The sequence below is a fragment of the Candidatus Nitrososphaera evergladensis SR1 genome (assembly GCF_000730285.1).
Classification (GTDB): Archaea; Thermoproteota; Nitrososphaeria; order Nitrososphaerales; family Nitrososphaeraceae; genus Nitrososphaera; species Nitrososphaera evergladensis.
Genome location: NZ_CP007174.1, coordinates 1,736,556 through 1,750,792, shown reverse-complemented (window position 1 = coordinate 1,750,792; position 14,237 = coordinate 1,736,556). Strand labels below are relative to the sequence as shown.

Annotated in this window: 17 protein-coding genes; 11 read left to right on the top strand and 6 right to left on the bottom strand. The window is 47.8% G+C overall.

The window, feature by feature from the left end:
* Nucleotides 1–139: 139 nt before the first annotated feature.
* The 6 genes from NTE_RS09530 to NTE_RS09505 all read left to right on the top strand — a co-directional run bounded on the left by NTE_RS09530 (nt 140) and on the right by NTE_RS09505 (nt 3,824).
* The gene (locus NTE_RS09530) at nt 140–415 is read left to right on the top strand and encodes a hypothetical protein (RefSeq protein ID WP_148700809.1); all 276 of its coding nucleotides are present in this window, start codon (nt 140–142) and stop codon (nt 413–415) included.
* 227 nt (nt 416–642) lie between these two features.
* Entirely contained in the window at nt 643–900 is a 258-nt protein-coding gene (locus NTE_RS09525; RefSeq protein ID WP_148700808.1) for a hypothetical protein, read from the top strand.
* Between the two features lie 175 nt (nt 901–1,075).
* Nucleotides 1,076–1,357, top strand: coding sequence for a hypothetical protein (locus tag NTE_RS09520; RefSeq protein ID WP_148700807.1), 282 nt, complete (start codon nt 1,076–1,078; stop codon nt 1,355–1,357).
* Between the two features lie 104 nt (nt 1,358–1,461).
* Nucleotides 1,462–2,286 carry a hypothetical protein gene (locus NTE_RS09515; RefSeq protein WP_148700806.1) on the top strand — a complete coding sequence of 275 codons (825 nt, stop codon included), beginning with the start codon at nt 1,462–1,464 and terminating at the stop codon, nt 2,284–2,286.
* A gap of 47 nt (nt 2,287–2,333) precedes the next feature.
* A complete protein-coding gene (locus NTE_RS09510) occupies nt 2,334–2,885 on the top strand; it encodes a hypothetical protein (protein ID WP_148700805.1) in 552 nt (183 codons plus the stop codon).
* A gap of 141 nt (nt 2,886–3,026) precedes the next feature.
* Complete coding sequence (locus tag NTE_RS09505; RefSeq protein WP_148700804.1) at nt 3,027–3,824, top strand: proteasome assembly chaperone family protein; 798 nt, start codon at nt 3,027–3,029, stop codon at nt 3,822–3,824.
* Between the two features lie 4 nt (nt 3,825–3,828).
* On the opposite strand, the gene NTE_RS09500 is transcribed toward NTE_RS09505, so the two are convergent.
* Nucleotides 3,829–4,116 (bottom strand): single stranded DNA-binding domain-containing protein, encoded by a 288-nt coding sequence (locus NTE_RS09500; RefSeq protein ID WP_148700803.1) that lies wholly within the window; start codon nt 4,114–4,116, stop codon nt 3,829–3,831.
* A 157-nt stretch (nt 4,117–4,273) separates the two neighbouring features.
* On the bottom strand, nt 4,274–4,792 hold the full coding sequence (locus NTE_RS09495) for a hypothetical protein (RefSeq protein WP_148700802.1): 519 nt from the start codon (nt 4,790–4,792) through the stop codon (nt 4,274–4,276).
* 266 nt (nt 4,793–5,058) lie between these two features.
* Between NTE_RS09495 and NTE_RS09490 the strand changes: the two genes are divergently transcribed.
* Nucleotides 5,059–5,430: a response regulator gene (locus NTE_RS09490; protein WP_158385372.1), complete on the top strand. Its 372-nt coding sequence runs from the start codon at nt 5,059–5,061 to the stop codon at nt 5,428–5,430.
* A gap of 108 nt (nt 5,431–5,538) precedes the next feature.
* Here the strand turns inward: NTE_RS09490 and NTE_RS09485 are convergent, their stop codons facing one another.
* The 3 genes from NTE_RS09485 to NTE_RS09475 form a co-directional block, all read right to left on the bottom strand.
* Nucleotides 5,539–7,341, bottom strand: coding sequence for a sensor histidine kinase (locus NTE_RS09485; protein ID WP_158385369.1), 1,803 nt, complete (start codon nt 7,339–7,341; stop codon nt 5,539–5,541).
* Nucleotides 7,342–7,641: 300 nt separating this feature from the next.
* A complete protein-coding gene (locus NTE_RS09480; protein ID WP_148700799.1) occupies nt 7,642–8,709 on the bottom strand; it encodes a BMP family lipoprotein in 1,068 nt (355 codons plus the stop codon).
* Between the two features lie 1,289 nt (nt 8,710–9,998).
* Entirely contained in the window at nt 9,999–11,027 is a 1,029-nt protein-coding gene (locus NTE_RS09475; RefSeq protein WP_148700798.1) for a hypothetical protein, read from the bottom strand.
* A 189-nt stretch (nt 11,028–11,216) separates the two neighbouring features.
* Here NTE_RS09475 and NTE_RS09470 point away from each other — a divergent pair, with 189 nt between their 5' ends.
* The gene (locus NTE_RS09470) at nt 11,217–11,699 is read left to right on the top strand and encodes a hypothetical protein (RefSeq protein WP_148700797.1); all 483 of its coding nucleotides are present in this window, start codon (nt 11,217–11,219) and stop codon (nt 11,697–11,699) included.
* A gap of 149 nt (nt 11,700–11,848) precedes the next feature.
* Here NTE_RS09470 and NTE_RS09465 read toward each other — a convergent pair whose 3' ends face one another.
* A complete protein-coding gene (locus NTE_RS09465; RefSeq protein ID WP_148700796.1) occupies nt 11,849–12,211 on the bottom strand; it encodes a nitroreductase/quinone reductase family protein in 363 nt (120 codons plus the stop codon).
* 330 nt (nt 12,212–12,541) lie between these two features.
* Here NTE_RS09465 and NTE_RS09460 point away from each other — a divergent pair, with 330 nt between their 5' ends.
* The 3 genes from NTE_RS09460 to NTE_RS09450 are packed head-to-tail and all read left to right on the top strand — an operon-like array spanning nt 12,542 to nt 14,102.
* Complete coding sequence (locus NTE_RS09460) at nt 12,542–13,249, top strand: integrase (RefSeq protein WP_158385366.1); 708 nt, start codon at nt 12,542–12,544, stop codon at nt 13,247–13,249.
* On the top strand, nt 13,249–13,518 hold the full coding sequence (locus NTE_RS09455) for a ubiquitin family protein (RefSeq protein WP_148700794.1): 270 nt from the start codon (nt 13,249–13,251) through the stop codon (nt 13,516–13,518). The genes NTE_RS09460 and NTE_RS09455 overlap by 1 nt, the downstream gene beginning before the upstream one ends.
* The gene (locus NTE_RS09450) at nt 13,515–14,102 is read left to right on the top strand and encodes a DUF5615 family PIN-like protein (protein WP_148700793.1); all 588 of its coding nucleotides are present in this window, start codon (nt 13,515–13,517) and stop codon (nt 14,100–14,102) included. The genes NTE_RS09455 and NTE_RS09450 overlap by 4 nt, the downstream gene beginning before the upstream one ends.
* Nucleotides 14,103–14,237: the final 135 nt, after the last annotated feature.

The following is a 14,237-nucleotide window of genomic DNA, read 5'->3' as shown; positions in this document are numbered from 1 at the left end:
CAATATTCAGGGATATTCTACTAGGTTCATTTAATGTAACAAGCGCGGCATATAAAGCAGGTTTCTTAGTTAAAATGCTCGTTTTATAGGACGTGTTTTGGTCATAGGGCGTTAATAGGGTCAGACATTGTAATGCCTCATGCTCGTCAATGGACTGATTGATAAATTGCTGAAAGCGCGAGTAGCCGAAAAACGCGACGGCGAACTTACCTTTACAAATTCCTTTGGCGGGTATCTTCTTTGCAGCATATCTTGCAGTTTTATAAAGATAGACACCATCCAAGGCTGGCGCGAGATCCTAGCAAATTTCGAATCTTCCCTGGCAAACCTGACAACGGAGGAGATAGAAGCAACCGTGATGCTGCTAGACTATTACCTGAACCACGCCCAGCGGGCTATTGTAGATGAGCGCTAGGAGCAGACACGCGCAAGTATATACACACAGTGGCGTCCTGTTTCTGCCAGGTTTTCTCCATCCTTTTCTTTCCCCCCCCCCATGTATTTGACCAATCGGCTTGCGCAATCCGCCATACTTTTGCTTTCAAATAAGGTTTAACCTCAATAATACTGTCTGCTTTGCGTTTATGGGATATTTAGTTGACCACATTGCCTATTAATGGCACATATACCACCATAATTGCCATGCAGATCAACGGCCTAGTAAGCAAGTTGCAAAAAGTCCACGCAGTGCAAATGGGCAAGGAGAACATCGCATTTAACGCGGGATTTAGCAGGATGTTGTTCAGAGCCGTATGTGAGAACAACCCAAAGACGACTGAAAACTGGCGGTCAATCATGTCCAGCTACCATCCGGCGCTTTCCGGTCTGTCAAGCGAAGAGATATCTGCCATCCTGTCGCTTTTCATTTATTCTACGGTGCACCGCAGAAAAAACTATTGACGCGTGTATATAGGAGTCAGGTCGGCGGGTGTCGTATTATTATTGTTATTGTATTGCGTTTGCAACCTCACGCATGATGCATAATCCCATTAAAGCACAGACTCTTGATAATTTATCTAGATTTTGCTCCGCATATGGTTAATAGAGTGCTAATAGTCGCCATTATTGGCAATTGTTGTGGGTGGAGAATGGGCTGATCCAAAAGCTGATTGAAGCCCATGCCGTTGAAAAATACCAAACTGACATTGCATTTACGAAGACGTTTCAAAGATTTGTAGCGCGGCAACGTGCCAAGATAACCAAGGAACAGACGCTTGAAGACTGGCGACTCATATTGGGCGCATACGACTATAAATTAGTGAACCTAACAGCCGACGAGGCAGGCGCCACCATGGTCCTTTTAGAATTTTTTGCAGACAACACAAAAAAGAAGACAGCCATTCCAGATGGACGCTAGAGGGAGAGCCTAGATCACGGACGGGCCGGCTTGGGCTTTTATGCGGCAAGAGTAGTGTAGTATTTTTACCGGCCCTTGCAACCGGCATACGCACACTGTCATTGTTGCAAAAAGCGCATGGGCTCACGCTTGCCGCGATTACGGCTGCAATGGCGGCCATAGCTGCAAGCATAGCGCTTGCAGGTGACAAAAGCGACCTTGCAAGGGACATGAGCATAAACGCCACGGCAATAGCGGCGGCAGGTTCGTCGGTTTTTGCCGTCAGGGCCCAAAAGGTTCCGGCCGGAAAGAGGCTCGTGGGCTTTCTTGCGGCCGCGCTGTTTTCATGGCTTGCCGCAGAGCTGGCATGGAGTTACATGCTCTTTGTGCTCGATATTGACCCGTACCCGTCGGCGGCCGACCTTTTGTACCTGGCAGGATACGGATTTGCCGCATACGTGGTGTTTTCGCTGTACAGGACGCTTGCCGCAAGAACTCAGGAAACCAGGATGGTCCTGCTTGTCGGGGCGGTAACAGTCGAGGCGCTGTTTCTGAACTTGTTCTTGATACAAATAGTCGAAAGCGCGATGGGTTTTGGTACGGCAGGCAACAACAACGATCCTGTCGTGCTTGCAATAAGCGTAGCCTACCCTCTTCTTGACGGCGCGCTCATCGTGCCTGCAGCAGTCATCGTGGTCGGTTACAGGTCGGCCCTCATCGACAAGTTTTCGATCATCATGCTTGTTGCGGCGCTCATTTCCATTGCAGTGGCAGACACGGGTTTTGGCTATGTAGCACTGCAAGACAGATCTGCAGAGGGAGCAGAGTGGGATCTGCTCTACTGCCTTTCATACCTCTGCTTTGCAGGAGCCATGCTCAATACGTACTCTAGGCTGAAAGGTGCCAAGACGCTGTCGGTAAAAGAACAAACCGCTGCAGGGTTAATCTAATCATTATTATACAATTTATACTCCCGACGCGCGCCACATGCACGCGCATGATGACAATTCTTGCCGCAATAGTTGCGCACATTTCTGCCGCAAAGTGCAGAAAATTTCTTGCCGGCGACGGCATAACCTCTCCAGACTTTGTGCTCCTGCCGCTTTTGGGCGTCATTGAAGAGGGCGTGTCCGTCGACGCAAGGGCGGCTAGAAAAAGCGTGCCGGCGCTCGGCGAGACGTTCAGCATCGCCAAGAACCTTGACGAGTACCAGAGCAAGATATGCGCACTCGCCCCGTCACTTGCCGACAAGAACCCTGTCAAGGTGCAGCTGCAAAAATACAGGATAGGCATCATAGCGGCTTTTGCAAGGCTCGGCCCACTTGTCATGGCAGGCGATGTCGCAGAGTGGAACAGGCAAGCAAGACTGCTGCTTGAAGAAGCCTCAAACGCCTATGTCGCTTCCGCGGCACCAGGGCAAAGAAAGTACTATGCGGCAAGCATGGCAGAGGTGTTTTCCTTTTTTGGCGTGCCGGAAGGGCAGGTTGATGCCGCGCTGGCCCAGATGTATGGCAGTAGTGCCGCCAGCCTGCATGATGACGACAGCTAGCAGTCTTTTCAGAAAAAGACCACTATCCATTCATAAAGGATAGCGACGAGCTCAAGAAAAACAGATGAAGACACTTCTTGGCGTGGATTTTTTTGCCTGCAGGAAAGGCTTTAAAGAGCATGAGGCGCTCAAGAGAGCATAGTGCCTGCCGGCGAGATCCAGTTTGTATATTCTGCCAAGGAAATGCCCAAGTTTGCGACCGAGCCCCGCCTAGTGTGCGGCTTTCCCGGCTCGGGCTATGTCGGCAAGCTGGCAATAGACCACCTCATACAGGAGCTCCATGCGACACACCTTGCGGATATCTATTCAAGCTCTTTTCCCCCGCAGGTGATGATACGCACCGACGGCACGGCAGATCTCATGAAAAACAGCATATTTTCCTGGCAGGGCAAAGAAACTAGCCTGCTCCTTCTTACAGGCGACTCGCAACCGTCAGATCCTGACTCTGAATACGCGCTTGCAGAACACATACTTGACTTTGGCGCGCAGTTTGGCGCAAAGCAGGTGTTTACCCTTGCCGCATACATAACGGGCGTCTTTGTGGATAAGCCCCGCGTCTTTGGGACTGCCACGGATGCCTCCCTTGTCGGGAATTTTGCATCGCATGGCGTGTCCCTCATGGACAGCGGCAGCATCACGGGCATGAACGGCCTTGTCATCGGGATAGCAAAACTGCGTGGCATAAAGGGCACGTGCCTGCTTGGCGAGACATCCGGCTATGTGGTTGATGCCAAGGCGTCCAAGGCGGTGCTTGAGACATTGCTTTCGATAATAGGCATCAACGTGGACATGTCAAACCTTGAAAAACGCGCAAAAGACACAGAGATGCTGATACAAACGATAGAACAGCAGATGGCAGCTGGAAGAGGCGGTCTGGCCCAAGAAGGCCAGCAACAGCAGCAGCCTCAAAAGCCGCGCAACACGGGATACATCAGCTAGCCGATCAAGCTTTTGTCAGCTTGCCAAACTTGCCGACGCTGATGCTGTTTTCGCCCTTGAACGTGTTGATGTAGCCGTTTTCTACAGATATCCTGTCGCCAGCCTGAATCTTGTTGATGTCGTCGCCCCACAGGGACAGCTTTATGCTGCCGCTGTCGTCAGAAATTATGGCATCGGCCACGGTGTTTGTGCCGCCTGCCTTTAGGTTCACGGTCCTTGGCTGGCCGACAGAGTCCACCTTGGCGGTGACGCTGACGTTGCGCATACCGGGCTTCAGTTCGCTTATCTTCATGCCAGAAGGATGAGAATATTCTCGTAATAAAGGTTAGCTTTACAGATTTAGTCAGAAGGAGCGGATAACGAAAGAGATCGCAGATAGCTTGCCGTCGTTGTCGCCCGATGTCGCTATGATAGTGGAGTAAAAAAAATTATCGCAGCAATTTTTTACTCTAGTTTGGAATCTCTATTATCAGACTCTTGTCGGTGGTGTCGATTTTAACAGGACTGCCTGCATTGTTGATAAGTCTTTCAACATACATCTTGAAGAAAATAGATACTTTGTTCCCCATATCATGCTGAACTAATATTTTCCTTCCATCGGTTTCTTCAAAAGATCTTATGGTGAATCCCGATCTCTTGAATTTACTTCGAAGTACAAAGAGAACGGAATCCACGTCCTTTTTGCCAGTCATTAGAAGAAGAGTCTCCAAAAAACTATCTGCGGCCTTTATTGCGGTCTTTTTTAATTCGTCGTCACCCATCTGGTTGACGAACGCCTTTATTACTTCTTTTTGGACAATGGCCAGCCCCGCCTTTGGGGCAATGCTTTCCCACTCCAAGTAACTTGAAAGTATATGCGACACAAGAAGGTTCAAGCTCATGCCCTGCTCAGCGGCGATTATGCGCAGCTGATCGACTCTTCTCGAATCAACGCGGAATGTAATGGAAACATTGTCGTTTTCCGACATAGAGCTCAAACTCCCTCTATGACTATTATAGTTGTTGCAAAGCATGAAAAAACACTCGATATAATTCTTCTATAATGATTGAGAAGTGCAAGACAAATTAGCCACATCAATAGAGAGGACAGGCGAAGATAGAAAAAGGAATATCAAAAAGAACGAAAGTAGAGCAACTTTTGTATTTGCCATCGACAAAACCTACAATAGAAAGCTAATGACGAAAGATTAACAAGACTTAATGCTATGTTCTCGGTATAAAAGAAACAAGGGAATTGGAAATCCTGATAATCGATGATGACCCCGACATTACAGAAACGCTTGCCGACTATTTTAGAGAGAGGGGAGAAGTTTGCAGAGTATACAACAATGGAGAGGATGGCCTGAAAGCCATGAGCAGCGAGGGTTCATTCGACGTCGCTCTCTTGGACTTGTCGATGCCAGGAATCAATGGCTTTGATTCTTTAAGGGCTCTTGCGTACAAAGGGATCCTCAGAAGAAAGCCGGTGTTTGTCATTACGGCCATGGATATTTCACCAGAGAGCGAGAAACTGATGAGAGACGCAGGCGTGATGAAGGTATTCCGAAAGCCATTTTCCCCGGAGAGCTTGGCCAAGACTTTGGAAACGTATCACAAAAAGAACTAGATGCAAGAAATCTGACCTTTCGCCCCTTATACTATAACGCAACTTGGTTGCATTTACAAAAAACACAATGTTCCACTTTCGCCATATCTGCCAAAATCTTTTTCAAAATTAACAAGGCTTTGTAGCAGCAAGCGGCAGAGTAAAAGAAAAAGTGGCGCCTCTTTCGCCGTCTTTGTTATCCTTGTTGTTCTCCGCCCATATCCTTCCACCGTGAGCTTCGACGATGTTTTTTGCAATGAAAAGGCCAAGGCCCGTGCCTCCCCTTTCCCTGTCCGTTGAGAACTTGGTAAACAGCCTTGGAAGCACCTCCGCGCTTATCCCTGCTCCCTGGTCTTTGACTGACACTATTGCATAGCCATCTTCTCTCTTGTCGGTTGTAATTGTGATGACACCACCTTCGGCTGAGAACTTGATTGCGTTTCTAACAAGGTTTGAAATTACCTGAAATATCCTGAGTTTGTCGGCCTTGACAAGCAGCGGAATGGGCCGGCCCGAATCATCTGTGGCCGGCTTGAATTGTATGTCTATGCTTTGATCCGAAGGAACCATGCTCTTGGCATCTGCAATCACGCTTCTTACCTTGTCATTGATGTCCATCACTTCCATATCCAGCCTGAGCGTGCCTGCTTCAATCCTCGTGGCGTCCAAAATCTCAGAAGACAGTTTCTGAAGCCGCCTGGCGTTTCTGTCCATCAATGCGAGTTGTTCTTCTGTCACTTCTACTCTGCTCTTGCCATTGCCGCTGCCGTTGCTATCAAGCCTGTACTTTAGCATGTCAATCATCCCAACAATAGGCTGAACAGGCGTCCTCAGTTCGTGAGCGGCAATATTGACAAATTCTGTCTGCATCTTGTCATGAGCTTTTAGCTGCTCATTTGCGGTCTTTAATTCGCCGGTCCGTGCACTTACGGTTTCTTCCAGTCTTTTGTTCCATAAAAGAATTGCAAATATTATCCCCAGCGCCGAAGCCCCGATGACTCCGATTACGCCTGTGGAAAGATTCTTTTGCGCGTTGACCAGCGCCGCAGTATCGGACGCCTGTGCATGGGAGGCTATGACGTAAAGAGCTCCAAACTGTTTTCCGTCCAAGATGATGGGCTTGTACACAAACGTCGCCTTATTGCCGTCACCGCCCATGGCGATGTCCCTTGAACCCGAGTTTCCTGCAAGCGCAGCTTTGAACCCTTCATTCATCGCCCTTCCAGTCTCTGCATCAAATCCGCCAAGGAACGACTGGAACTTGTAACCAAAGACGTTTTTGCCCATGTATTCTGTATGGTTGGAATACAGGATGATCCCTCTATTGTCCAGCAATCCCACTTGGCTTTGGAGATTTGGCGAGATCTGTCCTTCCAGCAGCTTGCCAAAAATGTCCGTCCTGATTCCCGCAACGATTATCCCTTCAAATTGTCCCTGCGTGGCATTGTTTTCGCCACTGCTGCTATTAACGCTGGTGGAGCTTGATGTACCTGGGGGAGAGGCGGGCGTTAGTATTGTCCCTCCTGCTTCTTCTTTCAATATCGGATACGATATGTACAGCCTGTGAATGCGGTCGTTAGAATCGATTACACTGCTGTAATAGACCTCGTGCGTATCCCTTGGATGAATAAAGTATAACCTGTAACTGAGATCAAAGTCCTTGTACTGTTGGTAGGCAGTCTGGTTCATTTTGCTTAGCCATACCAGCCTGCCGTCCTTGTCAAGCCACATGTAAAAGTCGACGATGCGGCCGCTGGAATCCTCTGCCTGGTTGAGCGTTTCTTTTGCTTTTTCAAAATCACCGCCCTGTATAGGCGGAGACTTGGAAAGCATTTGCGAGACGCTTTGAACATGGCTTATTTCATTTGAAACCAGGTTTGCAAGGTCGTGTGTCTGAATGTCTGCATTTGACCTGATGTCGCTGGTAGACATCTGTTCTATCTGCTGTGAAATATGCGATGACTGTTGATATGACAAGGCAGAGAGGGAAAAGGCAACAACAACAATCAGAACAACCAAAAATACGTTTTTCCTTGAAAATATTTTATTCAAGGCCATGTTCGTTAGGCTACCTCAAATACATAAGGTTCGCTGCAAAGTGTTCTATTACAGATTCTAAAAAGCTGCGCATGTATGACATGCTCTCTGTTCTCAATCGCCGCTATTCTTCAGCGAAGCGGATTTGACCGTACATGCTATATATCGTAACAAAAAGCCCTGTGCAATTTTTCTCTAGCTTGTTATAGAAACACTTTCTTCGAGCCTTTCTGGGACAGCCAGCCTTTTTTCAAGTATGTCTGCAAGCAATTGCTTCAATCTTGCATTCACGTTTTCGGGCACTTTATCTTTCAATCCATGAAACGGCGCCAGATAGACTATGCCGTCCCCCGGCGCTCCTTTCCCGGTTTCAATTCCTGCTTTGTGTATTTCACCCTTGAACGTGCCTTTCATAACAGAATCGACTGCCTGATCGTATGCCTTGTCTACATCAAGTATAAAGGACGAAAGCACGGTGTTTGGTGCCAGCGAATTCTGGTCTTGCACCGCGCCAAGGGCATATACTCCGCCGTCTTTGGCAGCTTGTATCACTCCTTGGCCTGAAGTATCTGCGACATGAAACACAAAGTCTGCTTTTTGCCTGATTATGGATGTGGCGGCTTCTTTGCCTTTGGCTGGATTGTCCCAATCATTGAGGTACGTTCCGATAACCTGGATGTCTGGGCTTACCGTTTTGGCGCCTTGCTTGTACCCTTCAAAAATATTGATTACGTTTGGGTATTCTTCTCCCCCTACGTAGCCTATGACATTGGTCTTTGTCATCATGCCTGCGATTGCTCCAAGCAAAAAAGAGCCCTCCTGCTGCATGGGAAATATTGAGGCTACATTTTCTGATTTAACAAGTCCAGTAAAAACTACTATCTTGACGTTTGGGTACTGCTTGCCGACGCTCAATGCTGGCTCTCCCCACTGTACGCCGTGCGCAATGATCAAGTCGTACCCTGCGTCCGCGTATTTTTTCAGCGTAAGTTCGATGTCCGGTATTTCGACGTTGTCTTGCATTGCAACGTCAAAGCCATACTTGCGCTCTATTTGTTTAGCCGCGTTCAGGGAAGATTCTCCCCAGCCCATGTCGCTGAACAAAGCATCAGTTACGACGGCTACCTTTAGCGATGATTTTTGTTGTAAATGGGATTGTTGCGATAACGCAGGAATCATCGGCATGACGAAAACGATTGCAGTGACAGCCGCTACTGCTGCTATTCCAATTATTGCCGAGTAGGTTTTGGCCGATCTGGGCATTAGCCGCCTGCCTAATTCTCTGAGGCAGATATATTTAAGAATCCAGCAACAACAAAAAACTGTTGTTTGCGCTCTCCTATGTCAGACCTTGGGCTGAAACCAATAACAAGTGATGCTTGAGCAGGGGAGGATTTGGAGAGTGCTATCATCTTTTACTGGCGCAGGCTTGGGAGCTGAGCCATAAAATTCAGATGTCTTTGTGGCTTGAGCCATCCAGATTAAAAATCACCTAAAACATGCTGATAGTGCAAAATAGTACATCAAATTACGATAATGTAAGTTAGAAAGCAATAATTACATGCAATTATGATAATACCTTTATCAGGCACGCAAGCAAACGTGCCTGAGCAAGTGCGTAACCCCAATGCCCCGGCCGCTTTAACCAACGAAGCGGCGGGGGTTTTTCGCATCGCTACTGTTACGTCAAAATCTCAGATTCTGCTCCCTGTCTGAAGGTTTTTCACTTCCGCGTTCGTGCTATCAAGGGCAAAAATAATGCTTAATTTGGTTAGAATGTTATCATAGCTGAATTTTTCTATGATATTCTGTCAGGTGCGAGCCCGGCTATTCGGACCTGACTCATATACACACAAGTGCCAAGTGCCCTAGCCGCTTTTCGGGCAAGCGGCTGGGCTTGCTTGGCGTTATAGCGTAAACTTGCTTTATGATGCAAAAAGAAATCCATTACACAAAATAAAACCCCAAATGGATTTGTGCGCATATACGTTGCCATTGCTGCGCAAACACAGTGTACAGCTGGGGCGAGACTGTAAAAAAAGTTTCAACGCAAAAGTCTCGGCAAGTCCGGCAGTACTGCAAAAATGACGAACACTATGGGAAATATTGTCGCGACGAGACCAAAGATGAGAATTCCTTTATTGTCTCCTCTTACGAACGGGTCTATCGACATATAGAGTATCTCAAGAATAAATCCGAGACCGTGATATTAAAGGTCATCAGGCAGCTTTAGAAATATCACTTAGGAGATTCTCTTGTTGAAGAATCGTCAAGAACTGCAGCATCGTGGATGCGTCGTGCCTCTCCAATATCATAACCCCCAGTAGCAATAAGAACTCGGACAACGGCGCGTACTAGATCACATATGTGGTAGAAGAGGGTATATGCGTATGCACCCCTCCCTCTTGCTTTTCCCTTTTTACTCGTCTTCAAGTCTAGACATACGACACTGGCCTTTTTGAACCATAATTTCTGTGGAGCATAAAATGTAACAATAACGCAAGATTGAAAATGCAGCTGTGGTCCCCGCGAGCGGTGTTTTTGCTTGAAATCTATTTTTGGGGAAATGCATCTATCGTGGTTGTAGCCTGATTTCCTCCAGCCGAGATATATGTCGCTTGAAGAGGCAATCGATTAACGTCTCCTGCCTCCGGCAGCCCCGGTGACATTGCGGGCCTGCCAGAGTTATAATTAGGCTCTATCCAGCCCAGAACGTAATCTGGAGGCATGGTTGCGGGAAACGGTAGCGCAAAGCCAGAATACTGGCTTGCCGCCAAAACCATCTTTGTGTTGCTCTCTGCAAGTTCGTCCGGAGACATTAGCCTGCCTTCTCCCTGGACTCCATCACCGCGCGGATTATTGTCTGGTCTAAAAGCCACAACGTATCCCCCACCGTCTACAGATAGCCTAAGCATTTGAAGTGCAGGATAGTAACCTTTTGACGGCACCATCCCCACAAACCCTTGATGAGCAGGGCCGGCAATGGCAAATCCGTCCCACGGCCGGTACATGTCGCCAGCGCAAGGATTCTCTATCCTTGTTCTTCCTTCGTCCGGGAAGTATTTGGCCGTACACTTGTCAGATAACGAGATAGAGTGGTACGCGCGCAGTGTGGCAACGCCACTGCTGCTGTTGTTGTTTTCATTGCTAGATGCGTTGCCGCCGTTGCCAGTACCGTCGTGGTAGCCGCTGCCGCCACCGAGCCACTCTGGGAGCCTGATGAGCATATAGTATTCATACGGATCGCGGTTTTGAAACTGCTCCATCTGCTTGCTGTCCAAGGTGATTGAAGTCTTGTTATTTCCAGCCGCACTATTGGCGAGAAGTGTCTTCATCGTCTTTCCATATGGGTCCAAGAACCAGACAAAGGAATTTGGTTTAAGGTCGTCCACTTTTACTGCGTTCATGGTTATGGGTTCGCCATCATCACCTGTGCCGGCCCCGTACTTTCTTGGATCAAGCGCAAATATCCTAACTGGCACGTCTGATTTTAGAGCACCAAGCGAGAAGTATGGCATGGCAAATAATAGCGAAGCTACAAGGGCTGCGCTGACCACTATGGCAATCATAGCAACCCTCATTATTTGTCCCGCTGCAATTGCAGAGCGGCTATCTAGGGTATAACCTTAATGGAATCTAAATGAATCATCTTTCTCTTTATCCAGGGCTTTTCTGACTTTCCGTTGATGGAACACGCCGTTTTGACTGGCCGGAGATCTATTCATGAAAGGATAAATTGTCTTTAAAGTTTCTCCTGTTGTTTATGATCAATGTCTGAACTTGGCATAGCTGAATACTTTGGGATTGGAGAGGCGGTCGGAATAATGGCCACTTTTTTCATAACCCTCTATTATTCAAGAAGGGAAATACGCAACCTCCGAGTAGACCTTGAAACAAAGGTGCTAAACGATCTGGACGACAAACTGCACGGGATAATCGAGACGCTTGTCCACAAGCCGGCCCTCGGCAGGGTGGTTGATAAGGAGAACAAGGCAAACCAGTCGGATGAAATGGTGTTTTCGTACGCCATTTTGTACATGTGCTCCCATGCGTTTCACATGCGCCAGAGAAAGGTGCTCAGCGACAACGAATGGAACGGCTGGCTTCGGTGGATGAGAACCACATTTGCGCAGGGAACAATAAGGGAATACTGGAACAGGGACATAGATCCAAGGAATTGGTTCGATCCAGACTTTGAGGATTTTATCAACAACGAAATTATCGACAAGAAAAAAACAATGCAAAATGAATGAATCTGGAAGTACAGTACACATTTCTCTATTGATGTGGCGTCCCTTGAGTCACAGTAACACGGCGTCGCGGCTCTCCCGCTTCCAGCATGTTTGTTATATTCAATATCAAGTCGCCATCCCATCATGATGATAGTTCCTAGGAAGGTTTGTCAGAGCGGGACTTCAACGGCTACATCTGTTTTTGGATAATACTTTTTCACATCCCCTTCGCCATACTTGGACTTGAATTTCTTCACGACATCGTCAACCCTGCTACTGTCAGTTATTGGTTTGCCTTTGACGGTCGTTTCTGAGCCATTATTTACAGAAATCTTCAACGTTGGATCTGCTTGAAAGTTCTTGTACCAGTTGGTGTTCGAACCCTGCACTGGAAGCAGATACAGAGTGCTGCCTTCATGCACAAACCAGACTGGCCGGGAGATATCCCTGCCTGATTTTCTTCCTTTGACGCTGAGTGTTATCTCGGAGGCTATATTCAGTTTCTGGCGAAGATCGGCTTCTTCTTTTACCATGACATACTAAGCCGCGTATGTCAGAAAAGGGTTTCGCGTGCCCTGAAAAAGTGGCACAAAGTTCACCACAAAGAGGGGGATTCCCTTTTTATTGACAGCGAGTAAAAATAGGGATACCTCTGTTTACGCACGAAAATCTGCAGGTCTGTATATATCCCCGAGAAAGTGGTGGGGCCGGCCGGATTCGAACCAGCGACCTCCAGCGCCCGAGGCTCTGTAAGCACGAGTAACATGAGATTAGACGGGTTCGACGATTATTTGCGCAAAGCCTTGACGAGCGACAAAGACGTTACATACATTCTAGCTGCGGCCAAAAAGTACCAATACGTATTGACGACTGGTGAAGCCGGCAAATTGCTGACTGTGAGTGCAGACGTTAGGCGACAGAGTATGCGTGCTCTTTCGCACCTCGCTCGTTACAACGGCGTCTATCAGCAATGGCGCATGATAATTCAACAGCACGGCCTGCGCTGGCGCAAGACCGAAGACAAGTTCGACTTTTTCGAAAAAGAAAGCATAACTGAAATGATCGAATACATCAAGCAGACAATCAAGATACTGCCCAAAGACCAAGCAAACACGTTCATTCTTGCGACCGTACTTGGCTTGCGGGCCGATGAGGTTTGCAAGGCTGCAGGCTTGCTAAAGCAAGGCGCGCAAGACTATTACGACGAAGACAAAGGCATTCTAGAGCACTACAAATTCAAAGAACTGTTTATCAGGCGAACAAAAAAGGCGTACATCTCGCTCGTAGACACTGAAATGCTAGAGCTTGCAAGGCAGTCGTGCGACAGCTACCAAGCAATTAGATCATATCTAAAGCGCCGAGACCACCCTATGCAATTAAACTATGGCCGCAAGATTTTCGGCACTTGGCTTAGGCAAAATGGCATTGAGAGCGAGTTTGTAGACTTGCTACAAGGGCGAACGCCAAAGAGCGTGTTTGCAAGGCACTACTACCGGCCAGACTTTGCCGTAAATGCAGCGAAGGTGCGCAAGCTGGTTGATGAGCTACAAGAAAAGGTAGGTGCTGCATAATGCGCGAAAATAAAGACGACGACATTACGATCGAGTTCGACTTGAACGAAGGGCTTAGCTTTTGCACTTGCGTGTGGGTGGTCTATGGCGGCGTCGTACATTACGCACAGCGCGAAGACTCGACAGGCAAAACCGAGACCGTGTGCGGCATTAAAGACTTTCAGACTCACAAGACGAAAGGTGACAAGAGCGATACGACGATTCGCAGACTTTGCAAAGACTGCGCCGAGCAATTCGAAGTCATCGAGGGTCAGGTGTGCGAGCAATGATCAAGGTAGAAACACCATGTAAAAGGCTATTGCTCGACGAGTGTGTAACTCGCAGGCTAGTTTTGAGGCTGCCTAAAAGTGCGAACATCGACATAGAACATAGCCTAGACGTTGCGGGTTTAGGCATGGCTGCAAGTGATGACGATATTCTCGCATACGCGATCAAGACGAATCGTACAATCGTTACGATTGACCGTAAGTTTATTCGAGAATGTCTAATCAAAAAAGTGCCTGTGGCGACCTATGATAAAGGCACGGCGCGTTTTCATGGCTCGGGCGAATCGCTGTGGCTTGGCAAGCACTACGAATACCGCAAAGTCAGCGTGCGATTAATAGAAGCCGAGAAAAAGACCCTGATGGGCAACGTGCGAAATTGCGTCTATGGCTCGCGCCGACACATTCGAAAACACATCAGGCCCGTCATTCTACTTTACCGAAAATTGAAGGCGATGACACCGCAAGGCCGGCGCAGTAAGTGCAAAGTCTGCGGCATACAGCACCGTAGCCCTCAACGCTTGCAAAACCACCTTCGAAACACGAAATGTGGTCGAACTAACACTGCGCGTAAAAGTAAGACCTGCTAGCGCGGGTCATCTTTTCTTTCTTTTATGAACAAATTTCAAACTGCCCAAGCTTACCAAGTGGCAGTAGAAGGCAAAATAGCCAAGTCGCTTGACGAGAACAGCAATGTTGCTTAAGTGAATGCATTTCACAAAGAG